A 24,555-nucleotide genomic window follows, 5' to 3' on the forward strand; every position below is an offset into this window, starting at 1 on the left:
TACCAGTAAAAAAACATCTATTTCATTTCAGTCAATAAGGAGGCAGTTTATGATCAACGTAAATTTTTTAGTATTTGATGATTTTGAATCTTTGGATCTATTTGGTGTGGTGGAAATTTTTGGGCGTTTGCAAAATAACTACGTCTTAAACTATTACTCTATGGAAGGCGGATTGATTAAAAGTAGACAGAATGTAGAAATGATGACTCAACCAATTACCCGTTTAATGAATGACGGGATCTTAATCGTACCTGGTGGTGCAGGAACTAGAACGTTGGTCAATGACGAAGAGTGGATAGGAAAACTAAAACGGGTTAGTCTAGTAGCTGCTAATGTTCTAACAATTTGCACTGGGTCTGCTTTATTAGCAAAAACAGGGCTTTTAAATAATAAAAAAGCAACAAGTAATAGGGTAGAGGGGAAATAAAATTTCCGCCCCTCCCGTCGCACCGTACGTACGGTTCTCGTATACGGCGCTACGTTTGTATTGTTTTCACACTTTATTTAGATAGTAAGTTAAGGGATCGACCAATCCAGGTCTATCCTTTTTCTTTATGGCTAAAACTTTCGGACTCAGCGTAAAATTGACAACGTGCATTCCACATTTCCTATACCAACCTAATCTAGAATTAGCGACCTTATAAATGTCTTCTTTCTTGAAATGACACTTGAATAGTCGATTCAATTGTTGTAAATTCGTATAGATTCGTTGCGGAAGTTTCCATTGTTTTATGATAATGACACGGACTTTATGTCGTAACCATTGACCAAACTTCGCTAGATAGGTTTTCATACTACCGATACGGTAGTAATTGATCCAGCCCCTTACAATTTGGTTCAATTTCGTAAATGTCACAGTTAAAGGTCGCGACACGGCATGTTTCCTTTTAAGAATTTCTTTGGTTTTGTCATAGAGCTTTGTTTTACTGACTTTGCTCGGTTTACACTGCCAACCCTTTTGGTTCTTCCAAAAGGTAAATCCTAAAAATTTACTTTGTGTCGGTCGTACGACCTTGGTTTTCGTGACATTCACTTGCAAGAATAACTTTCTTTCTATCCAATCCGTAATAGATTTCATCACACGGTTGGCTGCCATCTCACTTTTGACAAAAATATCCGTATCATCCGCGTACCGAACAAAATGCAGCCCTCTTGCTTCTAATTCTTTATCCAGTTTGTCCAGATAAATATTCGCTAAAATTGGACTTAACGGGCCTCCTTGCGGAACCCCGGTTTCGTTCGGACTAACGAAGCCATTCTCCATAATACCTGCTTTTAAGAAAACACGTATTAAATGAAGGGTCTCTCTATCTTTGACCCGTTCTCTGAGGGTCGAGATTAATTTATCATGGTGAACGGTATCAAAATATTTCTCAATATCCATATCGATGAGCCATTCATAGCCTTCATTCAAGTAATCAAGTACTTTTTCAATTGCTTGATGAGCACTTCGATTCGGACGAAAACCATAACTGGTTTCACTGAAGTGGACATCGAAGATGCGACTTAATTGTTGCGCTGTTGCTTGTTGCACCACACGGTCTACCACAGTTGGAATCCCTAAGGGTCTTTGTTTCCCATCGGATTTAGGGATATAAACCCTTTTGACCGCCTTTGGTCGGTAGGTCATCGAACGAATCTCTTGAACAAGATCTCGCCCCTGTTGATAAAAATAATGGTCGAGTTCATCAACTGTCATTTCATCCACGCCCGGGGCCCCTTTATTCTTTTTGACCTGTTCGATGGCTTGTGTCATATTTTGATAACTCGTAATCTTTTCAATTAATCTCATGCGCTGTTCCTCCTCTAGGCGTAAATTTATCCAAAACCGCCCCCACTACCTTTCCCATCAATAGTTACGTTCTATTGTTCTAGGGTATTCTCGTTTTCGGACTATTTGGACATTTCCTTCTAGCGATTCACACTATACAAACATTCGGCCCTTCACTACATGAAATGCAATAGCTACTATGGCCTCAGCTGACTTCTTACGACAAACCTTTTTCGACCGTTCGCAAACGTTCGTAAGACCTCCCAGGGTAAGACATTTATCTTTCTCTCCACAACCTCTTGATTTACTGTCTTGGTTTTACGTTTACCTTTTGGACTTTAGCTTGTTATGCAGCCTTATCCACCATTTAGCCTCATCAAGTTCCTGTGCGTAGGCTCAAGAGATTTGCGTCACCACTTCCTTCCCCCCATCATCACTGATTTCGGCTTGTGGCTCGCTACACTTGGCGGTAACTACCCGTGACTGGACTTTCACCAGCTAGATAAATGCCATGCCTGGCACACATAAAAGAGCCTTTGAATGGGTGAAGTCCGTTAATGAATCAGTTCTTTGGCAAGAAAAGGCAAGATGGGTTGTTGCTGATAAGTACTATACTTCTTCTGGAGTATCAGCTGGAATGGACATGGCTTTAGGTTTTATTGCAGATCAGCGTGGTAAAAATATAGCAGAAAAAATTTCATTTGAAATTGAGTACAGTTGGAATGATAATCCAAACAATGACTTATTTGCTTAAAAATTTACCTATTTACTTCCAGCTCTCTTTTTTATTATTGTAAGCGTATTTAATGCAAAAGTTTCGTTCCATTGATAAAGTGGAACTAACAAATACTACAGGGAGTGAGCAAAATGTATGAATTACATGAACTACTTGCTAAATTAAAAGATTACGAATGGATCGATTTAACACACGTAGTCACTGAAGATATTCCGGTTTATCATACTTTTAACCCTCTGTCAGAAACCACGATTTCAACGATCAAAGAGACGGGTTCGTATTCAGTGGAGTACAGTATCGGAAATTCTCATGGAACTCATATCGACGCACCCAGCCATTTTGCAAACGGAAAAAGAGACCTATTAGATATACCGCAAAAAGAACGTGCACTTCCTCTGTATGTTCTTCATTTGGAAGATAAAGTAGCAGAAAACGCTGGATATGCAGTAACAGTTGATGATTTAAAAGCGTTTGAAGCAACTTACGGAAAAATTCCAGAAGGTAGTTTTGTCGCTTTTTCAAGCGGTTGGTATAAAAACTTTGATAATGAAGAGAAATTTTTAAACAAAGACGAAAACGGTGTTGAACACACGCCCGGCTGGTCGATTTCTGCGTTAGAATACCTAAGTCGCAAGCGAAATGTAACTGCAATTGGGCATGAAACACTAAACACTGATAGCGGACCGGAAGCAGCAGAAGCCAACTTTTTGCCTGCGCAACAATACTGGCTAAAGGAAGATAAATACCAAAATGAACTATTAGCTAATTTAGATAAAGTCCCTGCTATTGGCAGTATCATTTTCACGGGAATGCCGCATATTTCTAATGCGCCAGGTTTCCCAGCTGAAGTTTTTGCGATTGTACCGAAAAAGTAAACGATCCATTTATTTGCCAAAAAATACCATTCCTCTTGTTCATTGACAATTAAGGAATAGTATTTTTCATTTTTAAAATGAATTCATTTTACGATCAATTAAACCCATCACGTTTGTTTCTTAATTGAACAAATTCATCAAAGTCATTTGCTCGCATAAATGGATTAACCTCTTTTTCAACTTCAATGGTTGAAGGCAAGGTTGGTTCATTTTTTTCTCTTTGTTGGCGAACTTTTCTTAATGCTTCTTCTACAGCTGAATTCGATGGATCAACTTCATTGGCAAAACGCAAATTAGTTTCCGAATATTCATGAGCTGCATATACTTTTACATCATCTGCTAACTGACTAAATTTATTCACAGTTTCATACTGAGCCTGATAATCGCCGGTAAAGACCCTGCCACAACCGGCCATAAATAAGGCATCGCCGCAGAATACTTTGTCGTCAACTAAATAAGCAATGTGACCATTCGTATGTCCAGGAACTGCGATAATTTCCCAATCTTGCCCCAACAAACCAATTGTTTCACCGTCATGAACAATATTTTCAGCATAAGCACGACATTCTTCTGGTCCATATACTGCAATATCCGGGTACTTAGCTACAATTTCTTTTACACCCCCAGTATGATCTGCGTGATTGTGCGTGAGCAAAATAGCTGATAAGTGTTCATCTTTGTGGTTCGCTAAATAATCCAAAACAGGCATTGCTTCACCAGGATCTATAACTACAAGTTCCTGTTCTTTTTGATAGAGCCAAATATAATTATCTGATAGCGCTTCTAAAGCGGTAACTGTCATTTTATCTCCTACTTTCCATCTATAATTTCCTTATGTCTATTTTACTGTAAATAAGAGTATATGTTAACTCATAGCCTTGAAACCATTTATTAAACAAGAAAAATTAATAAGTAAGTTGCTTTTTAAATGGAGCCAAGATGTAATAAACACAACAGAAGTAGTTTAGAGAAAAAAAGAGGAAGCTGTTTCGCACGAAGGCTTTAAAAGAAAAAATGTTTTGTTAGCTGAATATTTCCAACTGGAGTCAAAAAAGATGCTTCTTCAACCAATCCCCTTGCTAAATTTGTTAGATTATCATGAATATATTAGTGATAACGAGATTTTGCAGTTTAAATTTTTCCACAGGTTTTATAATGCTTTATAAAAAAATGTAACGACTTACGTTTATAAGTTCATAATTATAAGCTCGTGTGCTATAATAAAATTGTGAAACGAGATTATCACACAATTGAGGCACCAAAAAAGCCACCCTATGTCAGTAGGATGGCTTTTTTCTTAGCACTGTTGTAATTTCCAAATGCTAAGGCTAGAATAGCAACTGCTTCGATCACTTATTAACCATCTAGCCAATGATCAACTAGTACAATGACTAGACCCACAAAAAGCGGGGCAATGATTAACGAGATTATTTTTTCACACAATCGAATCACCCCTTTCTAGGGCAGTTGCCAAAAATATTATGACATATTTTATTAATTAGTATCACAAAAAAGAAAGTGCTTTAAATGTTTAACAATAAAAAATACTAAAACTCTTATTAACAAAAGTTTTAGCGTATTTTTATTTTGCTTATTCATTTTTTAGCTATACATTCTCCAAAAATTTCTGAGCTACAGCTCGTGCGGAGTATGGATTTTGCCCAGTAATGATTCGTCCGTCCTGTATGGAAAATGATTTAAAGGCTCTTGCTTTAACAAATTCAGCTCCATGTTCTTCAGCGACTTTCTCATTATAAAATGGAACAACGGAGCTTTTTCCACTAAGTTGTTCTTCAGTAGTCGTAAAGCCCGTAATCTTTTTATCTTTTACAAAATATTCTCCATTTATATCTTTTATAAATAACAAGCCTGCGATACCGTGGCAAACCGACATAACATACCCATTATTCTGATAAATTTGTAAACTAATTCTTTCTAATGCTGAATGATTAGGAAAATCCCACATTACGCCATGTCCACCTGTATAATAAATACCGCAATAGTCAGCAGCGTTAACTTCGCTTGGTTTAAGCGAATTACCTAGGGCTTTGTCTTGGAATTGACGTTGTTCATAAATAGCAAAAGAAGCATCATCAACAGATTTTAGACTTCGCGGATCTAACGGAACAAAACCTCCTTGAGGACTGACGTAATCTACCGCAAAACCTTGCTTTTGGACTTCATCTACAAACTCAGTTGCTTCGCCTAGCCACAACCCTGTCGCTGCATTTTTTTTGCCATATTTTACCGTATTCGTTAATACAACGAGAATTTTTTTCATCAGGACTCCTCCTTCCATCATTCTTTTATTTTTATAATAATTTTTCCTTTGGCGTGACCAGATTCAGAATATTCTACTGCTTCTTGCGTTTGTTCAAAAGGAAAAACTCGATCAACAATGGGTTCCAATTTTTCATCTTCGATATAATCACGTAAGATTTCTAATTGCGCGCCACTTGGTTTCATAAATAGAAAATGATAGTCAACGTCGTATTTCTTTTCTAAACGAGTTAATTTAAATGAAGCTAAACCAAATAGCATTGTTTTAAACCAACCTGCACCGTATTCTTTACCAAAACGAGCATTCGGTGTTCCACTGAGAGTGACTATTTTTCCACCTGGTTTTAGAACTTTAAAGCCATCGATTAAATTTTGTCCACCTAGAGTATCGTAAACATCGTCATAATCGCTTAAGACATCCGCAAAATTTTCTTCACGATAATTAATGATTTGATCAGCACCTAGACGAGTAACTAAATCCTTTCCTCGATTACTTGCCGTAGTAGCAACATAAACGTCCATCAACTTAGCCAATTGAATCGCAATGGTACCAATTCCACCAGAGCCCGCTTGAATCAATACTTTATCTCCTGGTTGTACTTGCATGATATCATGTAAGGCTTGATAACTTGTTAAACCAACTAAGGGGATTGAAGCTGCCTCTTCAAACGTAAGGTTCTTAGGTTTGAGTGCAATATCTGCTTGATCAACGCCAAGATATTCAGCAAAGGTCCCGATTTTAGACTTTTGTGGGCGTCCATATACTTCATCGCCTACTTTAAATTTTGTGACATTGCCTCCTACTTTTACAATTCTACCAGCAAAATCATTTCCCAGTACTAAAGGCATATCATAGTGTAATAATAACTTCAATTTTCCATCACGGATTTTCAAATCAATTGGGTTAATACTTGCAGCTACAATTTCTATTAGTACTTCATCGGCCGAAATTTCAGGTATAGGTAAAGTCAGTTCTTCTAATTTTTCTTGTTTATAATGGGAAATCCCCATTGCTTTCATCGTCTGTGCCACTTTCTTCCTCCTAATCGTTCAAAGGTTTAAACCATTGAATTTACGAACATTATCTTATGCTTTTTGAAAGTATTAGTCAACTGTTTCGTTTTCAATTAAAAATAAACTTTCAAGAAGGTTTTAAAGCAAGCACAATATCTTTCTCATCAGTTTTTGTGAATATGGTATAGTATTAAAAAAAGAGGTGATTTGATGAGATTGATTGAATACACGGCAAAATATAAAGAGTATCTGGATAACTACTATTTAGCCGATGACACTTTTTCTAGAAGCCCACAAGAGTCGCTTTTACAAACACAACGAGGCAAAGAGTTTCATCGTATTTTAGCTTTCTATCACGATGATTTAGTTACTTTCTTTATTTTAGATGAAGGCAAAGATAAATATGACTATAGCGATCGTGCTGATAGTCTCCTTCTACGTAGCTTTTCAACCGATAGCAGATATACTAAAAAAGGATTTGCTTTACAAGCGCTTAAGGAATTACCTGTCTTTGTTCAAAAGAAATTTCCTCATATCGGGACAATTGTCTTAGGCGTCAATGAAGAAAACACTAAAGCTATTCAATTGTATAAAAAAAGTAATTTTAATGATACTGGCAGAAAATATCATGGGCGAAAAGGTTGGCAACTTATTTTTGAATTACCTATCCATTAATATTGTTTTAACTAGTAGTGCTATCGCATCCCAACAAGCATGCTTTTGCTTTATAACCCTTTTTACTCGATGGTTTGACAACCCATTTAATCAATGGTTTAATTGATTGAACGAATGAACCAAAGAGGAGAGCATCATGGAAAAGCAAGATTTTCAACAGTTAAAAAACGAATTTGCAAATATTAGTGAGTTTCTTTTAGCTTTAGGAGATGAAAAACGACAAATTATTATTATGGCCTTGTTAGAACAAGAATCTTGTGAAGGGCTACGGGTAACAGATTTGACTGAACTTACTCACCTCTCTAGACCAGCAGTCTCCCATCACTTAAATATTTTAAAACAAGCTAATATTGTTGCTATTCGTAGTGAAGGGACCAAAAATTATTATTATTTTTCTAACATGATTGATAGTGTTAAAGATATGAAAAAATTAAACGACCACCTATTCACTTTGTTGGAAGAAAAGGAGAACGATATTAAAAATAATTTACATGAATGAATAATCTTTTCAATTACACAGTTTTAAAAAAACTTGTTAAGGAGGCACCAATGATTAAAGCAATTGCAGCAGATATGGATGGTACTTTTTTAAATTCAAATAACACTTATGATAAAGCTCGATTTGAAGCTATCTATAAGCAACTCGTTGATCAAAACATAAAATTTATTGTAGCCAGTGGGAATCAATATGCGCAGTTAAAATCTTTCTTCCCAGAAAAAGATGGTACGATCACTTATATTTCCGAAAATGGCGCGATTATTGGCCAATCTGGACAATTACAAAGCATCGCTTCTTTTCCCCATGAATTTATCCAAGAAGTACTTGATGACTTAATTTATCGTACAAACAATAACGAGTTTATCTTGTGTGGCGCAAAAAGTGCTTATCTGTTAAAAGCAGCTAGTTCCCATTTCAAAAATTTTGCAAAAAAATATTATTATAAATTGGCAGAAGTCGATACTCTTAATCCTTTACCTGACGATACATTAGTCAAAATTGCCTTAGACGTAGGAATAGAAAAAGCTGAGTTAATCGTTGATCAATTAAATAAAAAATATGCTCATCAGCTGTTAGCTGTCTCCAGCGGACATGGAAGTATTGACATTACTATTCCAGAGATCAATAAAGGGAGCACGCTTGCAAAACTACTAAACAAATGGTCTATCCAACCGAATGAACTATTAGCTTTCGGTGATGCAAACAATGATCTTGAAATGATTGCTTTGACCAAACATAGTTATGCGATGCAAAACAGCACCTCAAACAAAGTCCGGCAAACCGCTCAACATCAAGCGCCTTCTAACGATGAATCCGGTGTATTGTCAGTCATTGAATCGTATTTATTTGAATAAGCGAAAAAAAATAGTGCTATGACATAAGTCCATTTGATAATAAAATATCCGAACTATAGAGAGATTGCTCCTGCGATTACTCGTCGCATGAAAAAACTGTGCTCCTGCGATTACTCGTCGCAAATCCACAACGATTAGCAGATCTCAATAATATAGTTCGGATATTTTTATCTTGTTTTTACTTATGTTATAGCTCCTTATTTTTTAATTTAAAATTGCTAAACCCAAACATAGATATCCGGCATAAAAACACCATACAAGATAAGGAACGAATAAATAACTTGCCGCTTTATTGATGTAATAAAATACGCGGATACAGGCAATGATCATCACAATTAAACCGATAATTACAAGGCTTGCTATCCAGTAATGATTACCACCAAAGAAAAGAATACTCCAAGAAAAATTCAGTATTTGTTGTATCGCAAAAAGAGTAATCGCTGAAATTTTCAATTTATTGGCAACTTTGGAGATAATCAGTAAAAATAAGGCCGTCCCCATCAACGCATACAAAATTGTCCAAACCGTACCAATGATGTTGCCGGGCGGTGACAAAGGCGGTTTTTGCAATTCTTGATAAACACTTTGAATATCTCCTGCAAACAATCCTGAGATAATTCCTGTTAACTCAATTCCTACGACACTTATTAACCAAATGACCCACTTTCTCATCCTATCGTCCTCCTCAAAAATTTAAATACATTTCAACTGTTTAAAACCGATAGAGCATATGATACATGTCAAAATCACTTGTTTGACTCTGTTCAATCACTGCATATCCAGCACGCGAATAGATCTCTTTATTCTTTTTATCTGCAGTATATAAATACACAGCTTCAAAATCCTTTGCATAACGTTGATGAACTTCATTTAAAAATCGTTTACCTATACCTTGACCTTGATATTTTGCAGATACAGCAATCGCTGATAACGTCACGTGTTTTTCTTTTATCGGTTGGGACAACCTCATAGCTTTAGATATAGCAACGGCATTTTTATATTTAACCTTTGTCACTAAGGGAAAAAGGTTAAATATCTTGGGAACAACAATTTTTAATAAACTTGCAAAAGAGCCCTTAATCGTTTTTTTAATAACCGCAATTCCTACTATAGCGTCATTGCTTTTAGCAATGATAATATCATGACCCCTTGCAAGATAAACTCTGGCGTTCAGCAAAGTAGCTTCATAGAACTGTTTTTCTGTCTGCTTATGGTCAAAATTATAGGTATAAGCAGTGATCGCTTCTGTTTTGAATGTTTCCGCAAACAACTGCATCGCTTGTATGAATTCATCGTTGTCTTCTTTAAGCATGTGAAAAGTTACTTGATTCTTAGTCAAATTTCTCATCCTTTTTTCAGTTGAATACCTTCATTGTGTTAAATACGGGGCTGTTACTGTCTGATCTGCTTTTGCTAATTCTTCCACGGTTCCTGAAAAAGTAAGATAGCCACCCTTACTGCCGCCTTCAGGACCAATCTCGATAACCCAGTCGGCTCGTTTAATCACACTAATGTGATGTTCCAAAAGAATGATACTGTTTCCTGTTTCAACCATTTGTTCAAATAAATCTAAAAGTTGTTGAATATCGTCTAAATGTAAGCCATCGGTTGGCTCATCTAATAGATAAATTGTTCCCTTGCGGTGAAGGTTATCCGCTAGTTTTAGGCGTTGTAACTCCCCGCCTGATAATGTAGATAACGATTGGTTTAATTTTAAGTAGCCTAATCCGACATCCAAAAGCTGTTTTAATTCCTCTGCAAATGATTGGTCTTTAAAAAACGCAAAACTTTCATTCACGTTCATTTCCAACACATCCACAATGGTTTTTCCTTGGTATAAATATTGGGTAGCTTCTTCATTATAGCGAGTTCCATGACACAATTCACACACCGTCGTTACGTCCTCCATGAAAGACATATCAGAAACGATAACTCCTTTTCCTTTACATCTAGGACAAGCGCCTTTTGAATTATAACTAAATAATGCAGGACTTACGTTGTTTTCTTTGGCAAATAACGAGCGAATCTTATCAAAAATATTCAGATAGGTCATTGGCGTAGAACGTAAATTAACACCAATACTTTTTTGCGAAATATAAACCAATTCTTGTTCTTGTTGCACAATTTCTTGATAAATAACACTGGCTAAAGAAGATTTTCCTGAGCCAGCTACTCCACAAATAACTGTCAGCACACCTAATGGAATATCAACGGAAAGATTTTTTAGGTTATGAAGATCCGCATTTTTGACTGCTAATGTGCTTTTTGACTTTCTTGGTGCCGTATTTAATGGTATTTTTTCTTGTAGTGCTCGGCTGGTGATCGTATTTGATTGTAAAAACTTATCATATGGACCAGCAAATTGAATCTCTCCACCATCTTCCCCTGCTTTAGGTCCTAAATCAACAATATAATCCGCCATTTTAATGAGTTGCGGATGGTGTTCGACTAAAATCACCGTATTACCTTTATTTTTTATTGCAAGTAGTGCTTGACTGACGCGTTCAATATCTTGTGGATGCAAGCCAGCACTGGGCTCATCTAAAATGTACATAATATCATTTAATGAACTATTAATATATTTGGCTATTTTTATTCGTTGCGCTTCGCCGCCTGATAATGTGCCCGTCGCTCTTTCCAGTGTTAAATAGGATAAACCGATATCAATTAATGCTTGGACGCGTAACATAATTTCTGATTTTACATTGACCGCTAAAGGATCAGTAACCGCAGCAACAAATTCTTTTAATTGCTCTAACGATAAATTTACAACATCCGCAATATTTTTATCCATAATCTTACAACTTCTGACTCTTTCGTTCACTCGACTGCCATGACAATCTGGACATTCTTTTACTGTTACAAAACGATCCAGTTGCTTTTGATGCCGGCGTCCTTCATCAGAATGAATAATACTTCTTTGCACCCGTGGAATGATCCCTTCATACAAAGCGGTATGTGGCCATTCAGGCGGTGCATTTTTAATTTGTTGCTGGGGCGCGTAAAACAATAAGTCTTGTTCTTCTGGCGTGTAGTCCGCAATTTTCTTATCTAAATCAAATAAGCCACTATCCGCATAACGTTTCCAGCGCCATTTTCCTTTATGAAACGTCGGAAAGTCGATAGGGTCTTCGTTTAACGATTTATTAAAATCAACCAACTGATGAAGATGAATTTCTGTTACTTTCCCAAGACCATCACAAGTTGGGCACTTACCGTCTGGATGATTAAATGAAAACGTATCTGAATAACCAATAAAAGGTTTGCCAACACGCGAAAATAATAGCCGCAAAAAAGTATAGATATCCGTATATGTTCCCACGGTCGAACGAGAATTGGCCGAGACTTTCTTTTGTTCGATCATAATCGATACGGGCAAATTTTCGATTTTTTCTACATCCGGCCGTCCGTATTTAGGTAGATACCTTTGTGTATAGCTACTAAAGGTATCGTTTAATTCTCTTCTTGACTCTGCTGCTAAAGTATCAAAAACTAGCGAGGACTTTCCTGAACCAGAAACTCCAGTTACAACAGACAATTGATGCTTAGGAATTTTTACCGTGACGTCTTTTAAGTTATTTTGTTTAACATGTTTCATTTTAATATATTCCATCGCATAACCCTCCAAATGTAACTATATTATAACATGTTTCATCTAAAATTAGTTTTTCCAGCCTTAGAGCTTTAGGTAAAAAGAAGCCAGGGGTTACGAAAAAAGTTGTAAAAATTTCGTAACCCTTGACTTCATTATACTAAGCGTTTCTATCGTCCTCTTTTGAGTAAGACTTTGGCCTTTCTTTACTCGTTATTTTATTTTTGAGTAAGACTTTCTTTTTTCCTTACTCGTTATCTTATTAATGAGTAAGGTTTTTTTCTTTCTTTACTCATTATTGGCTAATTTTTGTCTTTTTGTACTTTAAAGAGGCGCTTTTGAGGAACGCTTTACCTTTTTTTTACTCATTATTTCATTTTTGAGTAACGTTTTGCTTTTTTCTTACTCATTATTTCATTTTTGAGTAAGGTTTTCTTTATCCATCTATTTCAGTATCTCATCAATCAAGTACTTGGTTCACTAAAAGATCGTCATTAGCTATATCAATGATTTTCAAACGGTTCTTCTGTTTGATAAATACACTTTTATATTGTTTTTGTCCTTCATCATTGGAAAATAACAGGACTCTTTTATTTGGATTATCAGTAGCTGTTTCCACATTCAAATTGTCCAAGTCATCAATTGTATCTTGTAACACAGCTCCTTCTTCTAAATCAGCCACATCATTTTCTGTTTCTGAACTTTCTGTTTCAGTAGTTGAAGTTTCCTCACTTGTTTCTTCAACAGAAGATTCTTCTGTAGATTCTGTTTGTTCCGTTGATTCAGAACTCACAGCTGAAGATTGCGCTGTTGCTTCTACAGTTTCAGAGGTTGTAGCTGCCTCGTTATCCTCATTATTTTCAGAAGTTGTTTGTTGCGTACAACCCACTAATAACATCGTTGATGCTACGACAAGCGTCATTAATTTTAAACGTTTCATCAAAACACTCTCCTTTAAAATTATCTTCTTCAGTTTATCATGTTTGCAAAATGAACCCAAACTTTTTGCTGAAAAACGTGCTTTTTTAAAACAACGTTTATCTAAAAAAAGTATCAATTTATTTGAAGCGCTCTTCGCAATACCACTTTTAATAAAGGCATCAAGTTAGCCTTTTATTTAACTGCATACAAAAAAAGACAAAAGTTTCATCTACTTACAAACTGTATCAAAATAACGTTCATAAGTACCGTTAACTTTTGCCTTATTTCAAACTTTTATGAATACTATAATTATTGTTCATGAGGATTAGATGTAGCAGCTTTTCGTAACTGGTCGATATCCAACTTTTTCATGGAAAACAGTGCGCGATTTACATTTTCAACTTTTACTGGATCCGAGTTGTCGAGCAGCTCGTTTAATTCGGTAGGGACAATTTGCCAAGAAAGCCCAAATTTATCAGTCAACCAACCACATTCCTCGGGTTTACCTTCTTCACAAAAAGCAGTCCACAGTCGGTCAATTTCTTCTTGCGTATCGCAATTTACCATCAACGAAATGGCGTGAGTAAACGTAAATGCCGGTCCGCCGTTAATTGCGATATATTCCTGTCCGTTCAACGTATACTCAACTGTCAAAACTGAACCTTCCGGCATCCCAGAAACTTCCGCACCTGAGGGCCCATAACGGGTGATATTATGAATACGACTATCTTCAAACAATGAAACATAAAACTGAGCAGCTTCTTCTGCTTGAGTATCAAACCATAAATTTGTTACTATTTTTTGCATTTGAAAAGCCTCCTTTTCAAACTAAAACATTGACCAACAAATTTGTTTAGTTAACATCAATTGACTGACATTACTGTTATTAACGACTTTACTTCATCCTTATTTTATCACAGTTGGTTCAGCAAAGTTCATAAATGGCTCTTTAGAATTAATTTACTTTCATTTAATCTTATCTTCTAAATTCGAAATGAATTTTGCCGGATTCCCGCCCACAATGGTATTTGGTTCTACATCTTTAGTAACCACGGATCCAGCTGCCACAACCGAATTCTCCCCAACAGTTACTCCAGGAAGGATGGTTGAGTTTGAACCAATCCAGGTTCTTTCCTTCAATATGATAGGTGCTAAATGCATTGTGCCACGTTTCGTTGGATCATAATCATGGTTGATCGTCGCCATAACAACATTATGACCAATCAAGCTTTGATCGCCAAGGGTAATGCCACCTTGATCTTGAAAACGACAACCTGAATTAATGAACACATTTTTTCCTATTTTGATATTTTTACCAAAATCAGTGGTAAATGGAAGAAATAAAGAAAAATCACCGTCTAACTCTTGCTCTGTAATTTGCGACATTTGCTCTCTAATTTCTTCATTCGTATAAACGCTCGTATTTAATTTTGCACTTAAACGCCGTGCTTCATTTGACACATCATTCATCGCCTGATGCAAATCAGTATTGGGATAAAGTACACCGTCAGCGTTCATTCTTGTTAAAAGCTCTCGCAATTCCATCTGTACTATCTCCTTCTCGTAAAATTTTCTTCAAACCAACGCTTATTCGCAGAAAATACGAAGTGCTTGCGTTAAGAAAACTTATCTTTATAATCATATATTAAAATGACCTGATTCAAATAGCAAACTTTGTAAACATATAGATCACACTTAAAAATCACAATCATTTTGTACCGTAAAAAAACAGGGCCAACGAATTCGTTGGTCCTGTTTATGACTTACATTATTTTTAACTCTCTTCTTATCTCTTATGCTTTATCTAAGAAGAAAGAAACAACAATAACTAAGATAACCGCTCCAATAATGGAAGGCAAAATTGCCATTCCTGCCAATGAAGGACCCCAATTACCTAACAATGATTGACCAATTGCTGATCCAACTAGACCTGCAATAACATTTGCGATAATCCCCATAGAAGCGCCTCTTTTAGTGATCGCTCCGGCAATAACTCCGATAATACCTCCAACAATTAATGACCAAATTAAACCCATAACTATTCACTCCTTTGTCTGGTTATTCCTTTTATTCTACGCGAGGTTCAGTTCTTTCTTTAACTTCATTTTTTGCTTTTTTGGTAGCTTTATTTGTTTGTTTTGAAAGGTACTGACCTGTTGAACTAGCTGCACCACTTACTTTATCTTGAACTGTTTCGCTTTCTTCTTGGTATTGTTCTTGAGACTTGATATCAACCACATTCACATTGATTTCGATCACTTCTAAATGTGTCATTTCACTTACTTCAGACGAAATAGTCTCTTTAACTTTATCGTAAATCGTTCTAATATCTTTACCGAATTCTACTACAATATCCATATCTACAGCGACTTGTTTCTTTCCTACTTCGGTGTGGATTCCAGTCGTTACATCGTTAGTGTTCACTAACTTTTCTGTAATGTTTGAGAAAAAGCCACCATCAATTGTTAATAAGCCATCAATATCGCTTAAAGCAAAGCCAATAATTTTTTGTATGACTTTGTCTGAAAAAGTTAATTCACCTGAAATTTGATTTGTTGCTGTGTTAGTTGTTTTGTCTTCCATCTGTTTTTCCTCCAATTTCTACTGCTTTTTTATTTTTGTTTAAAACGATCAAAAAATCCGATCGCATTTAAATAAAATCCAATAAAAGTACCTAATAAAACGCAAACGACGACTAATAATGTTTCTAAAAAGCCAATCGTCAGCAGAAGAATTGCCAATACTAAACCAATTCCACCGCCTAGGATGCCATATTGATAACGCTGAATTAATTCTTGCATTTGACAACCTCCCTATTCTACTTTGCTTCTTTCAGCTGCATTTTCTTTCCGCTCATCTTCTAAACGTACTTCTGTTTTAATATTATCCGTTGTACCCATCAAAGCAGAAACTTCATTTTTTACTTCATCTACTAAAGCATTTTGTTTATCGGGTATACTCATAAACTTACGTAAATTACCAGCAATTTTTATCCTAATTTTTTGTTTATACATTTTTACTTTCACTCTAGGATTTTCAATAAAAGGTTCTTTGCTTACGATTTTCAGCACAAAATTTTCAACCGCTTTTTTCTGAACTTTTAAAGTACCATTTTCGTGTTTAATCGTTAGCGTATTGCTTTTTTTAGGATAAAAAATGGTCATAATTAAAAGCAACACTGCTAGCACGATAAAAACTAAGCTTAACCAAAAGAGGACTGGTTGAATATATTGCCCGACGAGTGGGTAGTCATCCATTGAAATAAAATAAATTGGTAAATTGATTGCTTGTTGATTTTCGATAATGACAAAAAACAATGTGATAAATAAACCGAGCAACAAAATACTGATTAAAAGCTTTCGTAATTTCCCCATTACTTCACCCTCTCTGACACATTAGACGACCCAAAAACTAAAAGAGGGGGCTTTCACTATTTTAGTTATTAGTTGTTGTGAAGCCCCTCTTTTAAACCAAATGATAAGTTATTGGACTTTGGGTTCAGTTTTTTCTTTCGCTTTGTCGACACCTTCATTTATTTTTCCGGCTGCTTGGTCAGTTTTTTCAGACGTATAAGCACCTACAGTATCAGCAGCGTCACTTGCTTTGTCTTGCAAAGTTTCTTTATTTTGTTCGTATTCTTCTTCTGTTTGGATATCAGCCACGTTTACATTGACTTCAATCACATCTAAATGCGTCATTTTTTTAACTTCTGTTACAACAACTTGTTTAATTTCATCATAGATTTTCGCCGCATCTTTGCCATATTCACAGATAATTTCCATATCAACGGCTACTTGTTTTTGGCCTACTTCTGTTTCTATACCGGCTGTCACGTTGTCTGTATTAGCGATCTTCCCAGCAACAGATGAAAAGAAACCACCTTGGACATTCAATAAGCCATCTATTTTTTCCATTGCAATCCCGATAATCTTTTGGATTACTTTATCGTTAAAAGTTAGTTCACCGGAGACTTGTGTATCCCCTTCAGTTGGTTGAACTGAATCATTTCCTGTTGAAACAAAATCTTCTGGTTGATTTGCCATGTTTATTCCTCCTTGCTTATTTTTATATCACTTGCTATTTTCAGCTTACTCATATCTTTTAATTTTTTCAAGCAAAACGCAAGAACATCGTTATATTAAGTTCTAAAGAGGTTAAATTTATCCTGCTATAACGATATATGATGTTTTTTTAACATCCTATAAAGGATTCTATCTTCCCGTTAATAAAACAATGGGTTTACCCTAACATTAACCAACTTACTCATCTAATTGATCTACTCTTATTATATTTGAAATAAGTTTAAACTACCAGCAATAACCACTCAAATCCCCTATATATTAACAATATGTACCCAAATAAATAAAGCAACGAATAAGGCAAGTCCTAAGTTACAAATCAAGCTAAAAATTGGTTTATGAATTTCATCTTTTACAATTCCTTTTTTAACCTCTAAAACTATTTGTTCATAAATTGGGAAATAATCATCTAAGTCTACCTTAATAAACATTTTTTTCCTACCTTCGTTCTATTTGTTGTATATTATTGTTCCAACTTAACTGTCTTACCTAACTACAAAAAAGCAGCACTTTTACACGATTTTCAGTCTCGTGCAAAAATGCTGTCTTTAAAATAAATTTTTACTTTTTGTATTATTATGAAAAAAATATCCCTCAGCGAGAAGAAGATTTTTCATTGTCGTTGTTATCTTCGCTATCGGTGTTTACAAATTGAACTTCAAAAATCGTTTTATCTGCACTATTGTCACTAAATGAATCAAATTGAGCAACTAATGTAACAGCTTGCCATTTTTGTCTAATACTACTCTTGTATTGCATTTCAATCGTTAGTTCAGTTGGCTCTTCTTTTTCTATTAGCGCTTGTTTTAACCCATCATGTACCTTGTCATTTACAGGAAGTAAATAGCTTTCATTTCCTGGCAAAATATGAACATATTTATTTTGTAGGGACTCATTGTCCAAATAAATATCAATATTAATGTTTTTTGCGGTGCCGCCGCCTAGATTATATAGACTAAAGTAATCAATGCCTTCTTCTCCTATTCTTAATAAGTCCACGGCGTTTTGCAATTTAAATTTGCCATCTTCATGAATAATAAAAGTTTGTTCAAATCCAAGAGCTGGGCTAAAACCTAAGCGCATTTGATAAAGTTGCATTGAAACAGATATAAAGTAAAAAAATGCCATCACAAGCGTGCCAATAGAACCAATAGCGTTAATAACATCCATAAATTATCGCTCCTTTATTCTTTTTTCTAAGAGTCTTGCGAAAAATCCAAGTGGCTCCTACTGTTTACAATAATGTTTATTATTAAATAACCTGTTTTCAAATATACAAACTCTGATGTTGCGTTTATTTGTCTATCAGCAGCAAAAACAGTCATTACATAACTTAGTATAAAATAAAACTTATTTTTAATAAAGATTTTTCATCTGTCAGTTTTTAGCCTACGGATTCTCGCACTCCAATAATTAACTTTTCTCTTCCAACTTGTATAATTGCTTGTATAGGGCTCTTTTGTTAGGATGTTAGTTATAAGAAAGATCGTCATACGGCAATTTTAGCTGGTTTCAATGAATGTGTTAATTACCAACAAATTCTATCAAAGGACCAAACCAAAAAATTCCGCGTAAAGTTAGTCATGCTTTACGCGGAATTTTTTTGATTGATTGAAGGCAAGCAGCTTTGTAAAAAAAGCTTAAGTGAAGCAGCGATTTCTTTTCGTTCAAGCGTGAACTTTTTTACGGTAGCTCCAATCTTTAACACTGCGTCCGTCGATGGTTAAGTCGGCTTCTTTGTATTCGTCAAAGCCATTTTTTTGGTAAAATTTACGATTCAATTCGGTATTGGTGGCTAAAAATAAGGTCCCTCCACCGTTTTTCTTGATGTAAGGCACAATAACACAATCCAGTATTTCACTACCCAATCCTAGTCCTTGGGCTTTGCTAGAAATAGCTAGCATATCTAGATACCAGCCTTTACTTTGTGAGCTGGCTACAGGCTCCTCTACATTTCTCATTAATTTCAGATACCTCAGCGTTTTAAAAAGAAGTCCTTTTCTAAGCAGACGATAAAAACCCAATCGAATATAGGAAATAAATTCTCCTCGAACATCTTGTAAATCTTTTAATAACGCCACACCCATTAAGTTTTGTTCATCGATGACCACAAAACATTTATGCTTAGCCATAAATAACTTCGCATTTATATATTGTAATTCGTAAATAAATTGATATCTTTTTTTCCTATCTTCTTCGATAATTGAAAATAAGGGATAATCCAAAAAAGAAGTTGCCAATAATTCTGCAACACTTGTAAGATCCTCTTTATTTGCTTCTCGAAAACGCAAAATGTTCACCTCCAACTCATTTTTCATATGTTTATCTTAAATAGTGAATTTTGTTTTATTTTACCTGATTTAAAGGAGGTTGCCATCAGACTTTTAGCCTATCTTTTGCATTGGCAATTTTATTTATAAATTTTTTATGCAAAAAAATTTAAAGTTGAACGTTTTTCCTGATCTTTCTATCAAAATTATTTATTGGATAAACGTCGATTTACTTTTTGAATGACATCAGGTAATTCACTTATCGTTTGGATTGTAAAATCAGCTCCGTTTTGTAAAAAAGTGTCCTCCACTTTCTGGATTTTTTCTGCTTGTTCTTTTTCCGATAATGCTTGAAATTCTGCCAAAGTTAGACCTAACTCTGAACTTCCTATGATCACACCTGCTGACCAAACGCCAGCATTGCGTGCTTCTTTTAAATCTTGTAGAGTATCGCCTACTTTGATCACTTTATTTGTAGCTGTCATTTTTAAAGATTCCATATTGCGAAAAATCATATACGGATAAGGTCGACCTAGTGAATTTGTGTCCACTGAAGTATAACAAGCATCCACTTCGAGTCCTTTTTTACGCGCCTCAGCTAATAAAATTTCCATCATTTTTGGCGTATAACCGGTTGTAGAACCAATTTTTAGCCCCTTTGCTCTTAGCCAATTGATTGTTTCTACTACACCAGAAATAGGTTCAGAATAACGTGGCAAAATTGATAGTAATGTTGTTTCAAATGTTTCGTAAAGATTTTGAAGATCTTGTTCATTAGATTCACGTTGCAATGTTTCTTTCCATAGTTTGTTGATCCTAGGCATCGCTAACATGGCACGAAGATGTTCCAATTTGTTCAAACCCATAGGTTCTCTTGCTTCTTTAGCTGATACCGTAATGCCGTGCTTTTTAAATACTTCAATAAAGGTATCGACTGGAGCGAAACAACCAAAATCTACTGTGGTCCCCGCCCAATCAAAGATAACGCCTTCAACCTCTGATCCCATTCAATCACATCCTTAATCTTCTTTGCTTATGTAAAGCTGGATCTATACTTAGTATATTGACTTATTCAAATGCTTACGTCAATAAAATCAAGCGATGTACAAGTAAACAATTAGAGAACGTTCAAGTTTAAAAAAGTACTCTCTCTAAAGTTAAGTATTTTAAATACTCAATGGGCAAAAATAAACCAAGTAAATTCGTTTTTAGCAAATTTACTTGGTTCTTTTTTAAGCTTTAACTGACTTTGTTTCAAATACAGTATAATAATGATCTAAAACTTCTTCCATTGTTTGATTAGCGATATTTTTTAACTCTAAATAATCTTTAGGCTGTTGATCTTTAATCGCGGAAAAAGCATCATTAATAAAGTCGGAGAAAATATTTACTTTACTAATACCATGTGTTGCACAGTGATTCAAATTCGTATCGCCACTAGAAGACCCGCCGTGTAAGACAAGCGGTATTTCTGTCATTTGGTCAATCTCTTCTAACCGATCAAAATTAATTTGGGGCGCTGCTTTGTAAATCCCATGGGCCGTTCCAATTGAAATGGCTAAAGAATCTACTCCAGTTTGATCAACAAATTCAAGCACATCCTCTACTTCTGTATAAATCGAATCGGTCATCGTAGGTGATTCTGAAAAGTCGTTAGAACCAACATGCCCTAATTCTGCTTCTACTGTTACATCAAACTTATGCGCATATTCGACTACCTTTTTTGTGATTGCTATATTATCTTTAAATGACTCACTAGAAGCATCTATCATGACTGAAGCAAATCCTAATTCAATCGCTTTAAAAATAAAATCCGTATCTTCGCCATGATCTAAGTGAAGAATAATTGGAACATCACTTTTTTCTGCTAAAAATTTGCCAATTAACGCGGCTTCTTCAATCGATAGCACTTCTCTATGTGACTGTGCATAAGCCAAGATCAAAGGCAGTCCTCTTTTTTCGGCAACAGTAACGTAAGAACGTGCAGTATCTAAATCAATGAAGTTCGTCGCTGGAACAGCAAAGTTCTCTTTTTTAGCATCAAGTAATATTTTTTTGGAGTTCACTAACATTTTCTCTCTCCTTTTAAATTGGTTATTTTTAATTACCCATCATTAATAAATTACAGGTTCGATTACGTTGTCTGTTTTGATCCCAATCTACAAAATAAATGTAGCCGACCGAACCGATTAGCGGTTCACCGTCTTTAATAATTAAAGTCTGGCTGGAACCAAAAAGAGAAGCTCGTAAATGGGCATCTGCGTTTAAAATCGTTGTTAAATCATTAGGATAATCCGGTGTTTGTTGTGATAGTTCTTCTAAAAAACTGACATGTTCAGCTCCTGGATATAAGTAATCGCTTTCTGTTAATTGCCTAGGAATCAGTTTGTCCAAAATACGATTCAGATCCACTTGTAATAACTCATCGCCATTCCAATCCTTATCATGTACAAATTCTTCAAAGATAACCGAACAGGTAGTATGTTGAGAGCTAACAAAACATACGCCATCCTGCACACCAGCCTCTTGAATTTGTTGTCGCACTTGCTCAGTGATGTCTGAATAAGTGACTCTAGTACCATTTGATTTAACTTTTAACGAGCCGTGTTCAATTTTCATACTTATTTTTCCTCTCTTTCTTTATATATGCGATTGACCGCTTCAATCATTTCTTCTAACATTTTTGCAGGAGAATCTGCTTCGGTAATCCCACTGGTACAACCGGTGCCATCTGCCCCCATTTGCAATGTATGGTAGACATCTTCTGGTGTGCTTATCCCAGCAGCTTGTAAAATGAAAATATTTGGATCAATCTCTTTAATCGCACTGTTCGTTTTTTGTATATAACTCTCATCGCTTGTCTTGCCCGTACCAATTAATTCAGTCGGTTCGCAAAGTAAAATATCCGGTTTCAGTAACGCGATCGAACGCGCTTCTTCTAACGAGTTAGCGCATACAATTGTTTTGATACCTAAATCTTGAGCTTTTTCTATGGATTGAACAAGCTCTGCTAGTTGTAAAGGACGTTCGGCATGATTTAAAAAGACGGCTCGTGCGCCAGCTTGGTAAATCGACTCTGGCAATACTGCGCCCATCCCGCGTCCTGGATCGATACCGTCCATATGTTGCGCTGTGACAATAATATGTTTGGTATGCGACGCAATATTTGCTAAATCTGCATAAGGGGCTGTCACAAGTATAGTTAGATAAGGATATCTTTCTGCTAATTCATCTGCTTTTTTTGCTAATTCCAAGAGTTGCTCACCGTAAAAATAGGACTTCGGATTAAAGGTAAAAAATGGCGCCTGTATTTCCATCGATCTCTTCCTTTCCATTTGTAAAATTATTTTACATTTGATATAATTTAGTATAACTTTCACAAGATTTAATGTCAACACAAAATTTACCAAATGATAATCTGTTTTTCATTTGATAAATAAAACCTCGTGTTATAATAAATGAAAATACACAAGAATTTTACCTGTATAGGAGAACATAATGAATAATAGAGATAAAATGATAGTAAAAGCTGCTTTGCTTTTTTATAAAGAAAACGTGAACCAAACTGAAATAGCCCAACAACTAGGCGTTTCTAGACCTACTGTTGCGACTTTATTGAAAGAAGCTGTAGAACGCGGGATCGTTAAAATTTCCATTCAAGATTCGGAAATTATGAATTTTGAACAACAAGAAATCTTAGCGAAAAAATATGGGCTAAAAACCGTGCTCATTTCTTCAGCAAGCGATTCGGAAGATGAGGCAAAACAAGAAGTTGGCAACTTATGTGCAACTTTTGTGGAAAACAACCTAAAGCGTATAAAAAGTCTAGGGATCGGTTGGGGTTCTACTTTGAACAAATTTGCAGAAGCTGCAAGTTTTCATCATTTTGAAGACTTATCGATTGTACCGCTTATTGGAGGTGTTGATGTTTCCAATGTCAAAAATCAATCCAACCATTTAGCTTTTATATTGTCGCAAAAATATAATTGCAATGTTGATTATTTTTATGCTCCAGCGATTGCTGAAAGTTTGGAAATGAAGGAAACGTTTGACAAATCACAATTTATTAACAATATTATCCGCAAAGGAAAAAATGTCGACATGGCAATTGCTGCGGTAGGCAATCCAATTGAATCCTCTTCTTATCGAAAGTTGGGTTATTTTAGTGAAGAAGATTCTCGAGAGATGAAGGAAAAAAACGTCATTGGTGATATACTTGCAACGTTTTTCAATCAAGAGGGCCAGCCGGTCGCAACAAATATTTCACAAAAAATAATTGGTATTAATTTAGAGGATCTGATGAACATCAAAGAAGTTGTGGTTGTAGCTTCTGGAAAAGAAAAAGCGCCTAGTATCCAATATTTGCTAAAACAACCTGTCATTGACCATTTAATTATTGATTCAGAAATTGCGGCTACATTATAAGAAGAATCCTAAACAGGTGTATTTTTCATAAGTGGCAAACATGATACTATAACAGTACTAAGAAATGAAGGAGTAGCTACATGTTTACTTTTGAAAACTATCAACCTAAATACCTCGCCAAAATGACAGCCATTTGGAATAACGTACTAACGGATGGCATTGCTTTTCCAGGAGAAGAGCTTTTCACCGAAAACGAGTTTGAAAAATACTTAACTGAGCATTCCATCGTTAGATGTATGACAATCGATGATGTTTTAGCTGGTTTTTACGTCGTCCACCCTAACAATATTGGTCGTTGTAGCCATACGGCCAATGCTAGTTATTGTATGGACAAAGCGTTTCGTGGAAAAAGAGCATTTCCCAGACTCGTACAAGATTCATTAAAACAAACAAAAGAAGCTGGGTTTATGGGAATGCAATTCAATGCTGTCGTTTCCTTAAATAAACCAGCAATTCATACCTATCAGGAGAATGGTTTTGAAATAGTAGGCACAATTCCAGCAGGATTTCGTCTAAAAGATGATAGTTATTCGGATATGTATATTATGCATAGAAATTTGTAAT

At 35.5% G+C, this 24,555-nt stretch carries 31 protein-coding genes; 8 read left to right on the top strand and 23 right to left on the bottom strand.

The window, feature by feature from the left end:
* Positions 1 to 49: 49 nt before the first annotated feature.
* Entirely contained in the window at positions 50 to 427 is a 378-nt protein-coding gene (locus C7K43_RS06070; protein WP_124006050.1) for a DJ-1/PfpI family protein, read from the top strand.
* Positions 428 to 493: 66 nt separating this feature from the next.
* Here the strand turns inward: C7K43_RS06070 and ltrA are convergent, their stop codons facing one another.
* Positions 494 to 1,792: a group II intron reverse transcriptase/maturase gene (ltrA, locus tag C7K43_RS06075; RefSeq protein WP_124006051.1), complete on the bottom strand. Its 1,299-nt coding sequence runs from the start codon at positions 1,790 to 1,792 to the stop codon at positions 494 to 496.
* Between the two features lie 490 nt (positions 1,793 to 2,282).
* Here ltrA and C7K43_RS06085 point away from each other — a divergent pair, with 490 nt between their 5' ends.
* On the top strand, positions 2,283 to 2,525 hold the full coding sequence (locus C7K43_RS06085) for a type 1 glutamine amidotransferase family protein (RefSeq protein ID WP_226996749.1): 243 nt from the start codon (positions 2,283 to 2,285) through the stop codon (positions 2,523 to 2,525).
* 113 nt (positions 2,526 to 2,638) lie between these two features.
* Complete coding sequence (locus C7K43_RS06090; protein WP_124006052.1) at positions 2,639 to 3,382, top strand: cyclase family protein; 744 nt, start codon at positions 2,639 to 2,641, stop codon at positions 3,380 to 3,382.
* Positions 3,383 to 3,476: 94 nt separating this feature from the next.
* On the opposite strand, the gene gloB is transcribed toward C7K43_RS06090, so the two are convergent.
* The 4 genes from gloB to C7K43_RS06110 form a co-directional block, all read right to left on the bottom strand.
* Positions 3,477 to 4,184 carry a hydroxyacylglutathione hydrolase gene (gene gloB / locus C7K43_RS06095; protein WP_124006053.1) on the bottom strand — a complete coding sequence of 236 codons (708 nt, stop codon included), beginning with the start codon at positions 4,182 to 4,184 and terminating at the stop codon, positions 3,477 to 3,479.
* A 554-nt stretch (positions 4,185 to 4,738) separates the two neighbouring features.
* Positions 4,739 to 4,834 (bottom strand): type I toxin-antitoxin system Fst family toxin, encoded by a 96-nt coding sequence (locus C7K43_RS13750; protein ID WP_226996751.1) that lies wholly within the window; start codon positions 4,832 to 4,834, stop codon positions 4,739 to 4,741.
* A 154-nt stretch (positions 4,835 to 4,988) separates the two neighbouring features.
* The gene (locus C7K43_RS06105) at positions 4,989 to 5,663 is read right to left on the bottom strand and encodes a type 1 glutamine amidotransferase domain-containing protein (protein ID WP_124006054.1); all 675 of its coding nucleotides are present in this window, start codon (positions 5,661 to 5,663) and stop codon (positions 4,989 to 4,991) included.
* A gap of 17 nt (positions 5,664 to 5,680) precedes the next feature.
* Positions 5,681 to 6,682 (bottom strand): NADP-dependent oxidoreductase, encoded by a 1,002-nt coding sequence (locus tag C7K43_RS06110; protein ID WP_124007249.1) that lies wholly within the window; start codon positions 6,680 to 6,682, stop codon positions 5,681 to 5,683.
* Positions 6,683 to 6,886: 204 nt separating this feature from the next.
* On the opposite strand from C7K43_RS06110, the gene C7K43_RS06115 reads away from it, so the two are divergent.
* The 3 genes from C7K43_RS06115 (at position 6,887) to C7K43_RS06125 (ending at position 8,704) form a co-directional block, all read left to right on the top strand.
* Positions 6,887 to 7,351 (top strand): GNAT family N-acetyltransferase, encoded by a 465-nt coding sequence (locus C7K43_RS06115; protein ID WP_124006055.1) that lies wholly within the window; start codon positions 6,887 to 6,889, stop codon positions 7,349 to 7,351.
* Between the two features lie 136 nt (positions 7,352 to 7,487).
* Positions 7,488 to 7,850, top strand: coding sequence for an ArsR/SmtB family transcription factor (locus C7K43_RS06120; RefSeq protein WP_124006056.1), 363 nt, complete (start codon positions 7,488 to 7,490; stop codon positions 7,848 to 7,850).
* Positions 7,851 to 7,900: 50 nt separating this feature from the next.
* Positions 7,901 to 8,704, top strand: a complete 804-nt coding sequence (locus C7K43_RS06125; RefSeq protein WP_124006057.1) for a Cof-type HAD-IIB family hydrolase — start codon at positions 7,901 to 7,903, stop codon at positions 8,702 to 8,704.
* A 204-nt stretch (positions 8,705 to 8,908) separates the two neighbouring features.
* On the opposite strand, the gene C7K43_RS06130 is transcribed toward C7K43_RS06125, so the two are convergent.
* From C7K43_RS06130 to C7K43_RS06210, 18 genes are all read right to left on the bottom strand, one after another.
* Complete coding sequence (locus tag C7K43_RS06130) at positions 8,909 to 9,376, bottom strand: TspO/MBR family protein (protein ID WP_124006058.1); 468 nt, start codon at positions 9,374 to 9,376, stop codon at positions 8,909 to 8,911.
* Positions 9,377 to 9,416: 40 nt separating this feature from the next.
* Positions 9,417 to 10,043: a GNAT family N-acetyltransferase gene (locus tag C7K43_RS06135; protein WP_157977733.1), complete on the bottom strand. Its 627-nt coding sequence runs from the start codon at positions 10,041 to 10,043 to the stop codon at positions 9,417 to 9,419.
* A 30-nt stretch (positions 10,044 to 10,073) separates the two neighbouring features.
* Positions 10,074 to 12,317 carry an ATP-binding cassette domain-containing protein gene (locus C7K43_RS06140; protein ID WP_124006060.1) on the bottom strand — a complete coding sequence of 748 codons (2,244 nt, stop codon included), beginning with the start codon at positions 12,315 to 12,317 and terminating at the stop codon, positions 10,074 to 10,076.
* 439 nt (positions 12,318 to 12,756) lie between these two features.
* Positions 12,757 to 13,236 (bottom strand): hypothetical protein, encoded by a 480-nt coding sequence (locus tag C7K43_RS06145; RefSeq protein WP_124006061.1) that lies wholly within the window; start codon positions 13,234 to 13,236, stop codon positions 12,757 to 12,759.
* A gap of 290 nt (positions 13,237 to 13,526) precedes the next feature.
* Positions 13,527 to 14,024, bottom strand: a complete 498-nt coding sequence (locus C7K43_RS06150) for a VOC family protein (protein ID WP_124006062.1) — start codon at positions 14,022 to 14,024, stop codon at positions 13,527 to 13,529.
* Between the two features lie 159 nt (positions 14,025 to 14,183).
* Complete coding sequence (locus C7K43_RS13640) at positions 14,184 to 14,762, bottom strand: acyltransferase (RefSeq protein ID WP_124006063.1); 579 nt, start codon at positions 14,760 to 14,762, stop codon at positions 14,184 to 14,186.
* Between the two features lie 248 nt (positions 14,763 to 15,010).
* Positions 15,011 to 15,253 (bottom strand): GlsB/YeaQ/YmgE family stress response membrane protein, encoded by a 243-nt coding sequence (locus tag C7K43_RS06160; protein ID WP_124006064.1) that lies wholly within the window; start codon positions 15,251 to 15,253, stop codon positions 15,011 to 15,013.
* Positions 15,254 to 15,284: 31 nt separating this feature from the next.
* Positions 15,285 to 15,800, bottom strand: a complete 516-nt coding sequence (locus C7K43_RS06165) for an Asp23/Gls24 family envelope stress response protein (RefSeq protein WP_124006065.1) — start codon at positions 15,798 to 15,800, stop codon at positions 15,285 to 15,287.
* Between the two features lie 29 nt (positions 15,801 to 15,829).
* Complete coding sequence (locus C7K43_RS06170; RefSeq protein ID WP_124006066.1) at positions 15,830 to 16,018, bottom strand: DUF2273 domain-containing protein; 189 nt, start codon at positions 16,016 to 16,018, stop codon at positions 15,830 to 15,832.
* Between the two features lie 12 nt (positions 16,019 to 16,030).
* On the bottom strand, positions 16,031 to 16,591 hold the full coding sequence (gene amaP / locus C7K43_RS06175) for an alkaline shock response membrane anchor protein AmaP (RefSeq protein WP_124006067.1): 561 nt from the start codon (positions 16,589 to 16,591) through the stop codon (positions 16,031 to 16,033).
* A gap of 108 nt (positions 16,592 to 16,699) precedes the next feature.
* The gene (locus tag C7K43_RS06180; protein WP_124006068.1) at positions 16,700 to 17,260 is read right to left on the bottom strand and encodes an Asp23/Gls24 family envelope stress response protein; all 561 of its coding nucleotides are present in this window, start codon (positions 17,258 to 17,260) and stop codon (positions 16,700 to 16,702) included.
* Positions 17,261 to 17,550: 290 nt separating this feature from the next.
* Complete coding sequence (locus tag C7K43_RS13195; RefSeq protein WP_157977734.1) at positions 17,551 to 17,727, bottom strand: hypothetical protein; 177 nt, start codon at positions 17,725 to 17,727, stop codon at positions 17,551 to 17,553.
* 163 nt (positions 17,728 to 17,890) lie between these two features.
* Positions 17,891 to 18,466 carry a hypothetical protein gene (locus tag C7K43_RS06185; protein ID WP_124006069.1) on the bottom strand — a complete coding sequence of 192 codons (576 nt, stop codon included), beginning with the start codon at positions 18,464 to 18,466 and terminating at the stop codon, positions 17,891 to 17,893.
* 497 nt (positions 18,467 to 18,963) lie between these two features.
* Entirely contained in the window at positions 18,964 to 19,587 is a 624-nt protein-coding gene (locus C7K43_RS06190) for a GNAT family N-acetyltransferase (RefSeq protein ID WP_157977735.1), read from the bottom strand.
* Positions 19,588 to 19,772: 185 nt separating this feature from the next.
* On the bottom strand, positions 19,773 to 20,573 hold the full coding sequence (gene phnX / locus C7K43_RS06195; RefSeq protein WP_124006071.1) for a phosphonoacetaldehyde hydrolase: 801 nt from the start codon (positions 20,571 to 20,573) through the stop codon (positions 19,773 to 19,775).
* Between the two features lie 225 nt (positions 20,574 to 20,798).
* A complete protein-coding gene (locus C7K43_RS06200; protein WP_124006072.1) occupies positions 20,799 to 21,638 on the bottom strand; it encodes a class II fructose-bisphosphate aldolase in 840 nt (279 codons plus the stop codon).
* Between the two features lie 28 nt (positions 21,639 to 21,666).
* Complete coding sequence (locus C7K43_RS06205) at positions 21,667 to 22,185, bottom strand: YjbQ family protein (RefSeq protein ID WP_124006073.1); 519 nt, start codon at positions 22,183 to 22,185, stop codon at positions 21,667 to 21,669.
* Between the two features lie 2 nt (positions 22,186 to 22,187).
* A complete protein-coding gene (locus tag C7K43_RS06210) occupies positions 22,188 to 22,883 on the bottom strand; it encodes a triose-phosphate isomerase (protein WP_124006074.1) in 696 nt (231 codons plus the stop codon).
* A 181-nt stretch (positions 22,884 to 23,064) separates the two neighbouring features.
* Here C7K43_RS06210 and C7K43_RS06215 point away from each other — a divergent pair, with 181 nt between their 5' ends.
* Together C7K43_RS06215 and C7K43_RS06220 are read left to right on the top strand one after the other, a co-directional pair.
* On the top strand, positions 23,065 to 23,991 hold the full coding sequence (locus tag C7K43_RS06215) for a sugar-binding transcriptional regulator (RefSeq protein ID WP_124006075.1): 927 nt from the start codon (positions 23,065 to 23,067) through the stop codon (positions 23,989 to 23,991).
* A gap of 80 nt (positions 23,992 to 24,071) precedes the next feature.
* Complete coding sequence (locus C7K43_RS06220; RefSeq protein ID WP_124006076.1) at positions 24,072 to 24,554, top strand: GNAT family N-acetyltransferase; 483 nt, start codon at positions 24,072 to 24,074, stop codon at positions 24,552 to 24,554.
* Position 24,555 lies beyond the last annotated feature (1 nt).

The sequence above is a fragment of the Tetragenococcus koreensis genome (genome assembly GCF_003795145.1).
Taxonomy (GTDB): domain Bacteria; phylum Bacillota; class Bacilli; order Lactobacillales; family Enterococcaceae; genus Tetragenococcus; species Tetragenococcus koreensis.

Excerpts from the sequence above, each read along its gene's own strand:
- C7K43_RS06150 (WP_124006062.1), bottom strand. The coding sequence starts at position 14,024 with ATGCAAAAAATAGTAACAAATTTATGGTTTGATACTCAAGCAGAAGAA.
- C7K43_RS06145 (WP_124006061.1), bottom strand. The coding sequence starts at position 13,236 with ATGAAACGTTTAAAATTAATGACGCTTGTCGTAGCATCAACGATGTTA.
- C7K43_RS06120 (WP_124006056.1), top strand. The coding sequence starts at position 7,488 with ATGGAAAAGCAAGATTTTCAACAGTTAAAAAACGAATTTGCAAATATT.
- C7K43_RS06165 (WP_124006065.1), bottom strand. The coding sequence starts at position 15,800 with ATGGAAGACAAAACAACTAACACAGCAACAAATCAAATTTCAGGTGAA.
- C7K43_RS13640 (WP_124006063.1), bottom strand. The coding sequence starts at position 14,762 with ATGGAATTGCGAGAGCTTTTAACAAGAATGAACGCTGACGGTGTACTT.
- C7K43_RS06140 (WP_124006060.1), bottom strand. The coding sequence starts at position 12,317 with ATGGAATATATTAAAATGAAACATGTTAAACAAAATAACTTAAAAGAC.
- C7K43_RS06220 (WP_124006076.1), top strand. The coding sequence starts at position 24,072 with ATGTTTACTTTTGAAAACTATCAACCTAAATACCTCGCCAAAATGACA.
- C7K43_RS06090 (WP_124006052.1), top strand. The coding sequence starts at position 2,639 with ATGTATGAATTACATGAACTACTTGCTAAATTAAAAGATTACGAATGG.
- C7K43_RS06085 (WP_226996749.1), top strand. The coding sequence starts at position 2,283 with ATGCCTGGCACACATAAAAGAGCCTTTGAATGGGTGAAGTCCGTTAAT.
- C7K43_RS06210 (WP_124006074.1), bottom strand. The coding sequence starts at position 22,883 with ATGGAAATACAGGCGCCATTTTTTACCTTTAATCCGAAGTCCTATTTT.
- C7K43_RS06205 (WP_124006073.1), bottom strand. The coding sequence starts at position 22,185 with ATGAAAATTGAACACGGCTCGTTAAAAGTTAAATCAAATGGTACTAGA.
- C7K43_RS06185 (WP_124006069.1), bottom strand. The coding sequence starts at position 18,466 with ATGGATGTTATTAACGCTATTGGTTCTATTGGCACGCTTGTGATGGCA.
- C7K43_RS13195 (WP_157977734.1), bottom strand. The coding sequence starts at position 17,727 with ATGTTTATTAAGGTAGACTTAGATGATTATTTCCCAATTTATGAACAA.
- C7K43_RS06200 (WP_124006072.1), bottom strand. The coding sequence starts at position 21,638 with ATGTTAGTGAACTCCAAAAAAATATTACTTGATGCTAAAAAAGAGAAC.
- C7K43_RS06105 (WP_124006054.1), bottom strand. The coding sequence starts at position 5,663 with ATGAAAAAAATTCTCGTTGTATTAACGAATACGGTAAAATATGGCAAA.
- phnX (WP_124006071.1), bottom strand. The coding sequence starts at position 20,573 with ATGGGATCAGAGGTTGAAGGCGTTATCTTTGATTGGGCGGGGACCACA.
- C7K43_RS06110 (WP_124007249.1), bottom strand. The coding sequence starts at position 6,682 with ATGAAAGCAATGGGGATTTCCCATTATAAACAAGAAAAATTAGAAGAA.
- C7K43_RS06215 (WP_124006075.1), top strand. The coding sequence starts at position 23,065 with ATGAATAATAGAGATAAAATGATAGTAAAAGCTGCTTTGCTTTTTTAT.
- ltrA (WP_124006051.1), bottom strand. The coding sequence starts at position 1,792 with ATGAGATTAATTGAAAAGATTACGAGTTATCAAAATATGACACAAGCC.
- C7K43_RS06160 (WP_124006064.1), bottom strand. The coding sequence starts at position 15,253 with ATGGGTTTAATTTGGTCATTAATTGTTGGAGGTATTATCGGAGTTATT.
- C7K43_RS06115 (WP_124006055.1), top strand. The coding sequence starts at position 6,887 with ATGAGATTGATTGAATACACGGCAAAATATAAAGAGTATCTGGATAAC.
- C7K43_RS06130 (WP_124006058.1), bottom strand. The coding sequence starts at position 9,376 with ATGAGAAAGTGGGTCATTTGGTTAATAAGTGTCGTAGGAATTGAGTTA.
- amaP (WP_124006067.1), bottom strand. The coding sequence starts at position 16,591 with ATGGGGAAATTACGAAAGCTTTTAATCAGTATTTTGTTGCTCGGTTTA.
- C7K43_RS06125 (WP_124006057.1), top strand. The coding sequence starts at position 7,901 with ATGATTAAAGCAATTGCAGCAGATATGGATGGTACTTTTTTAAATTCA.
- C7K43_RS06170 (WP_124006066.1), bottom strand. The coding sequence starts at position 16,018 with ATGCAAGAATTAATTCAGCGTTATCAATATGGCATCCTAGGCGGTGGA.
- gloB (WP_124006053.1), bottom strand. The coding sequence starts at position 4,184 with ATGACAGTTACCGCTTTAGAAGCGCTATCAGATAATTATATTTGGCTC.
- C7K43_RS06070 (WP_124006050.1), top strand. The coding sequence starts at position 50 with ATGATCAACGTAAATTTTTTAGTATTTGATGATTTTGAATCTTTGGAT.
- C7K43_RS06180 (WP_124006068.1), bottom strand. The coding sequence starts at position 17,260 with ATGGCAAATCAACCAGAAGATTTTGTTTCAACAGGAAATGATTCAGTT.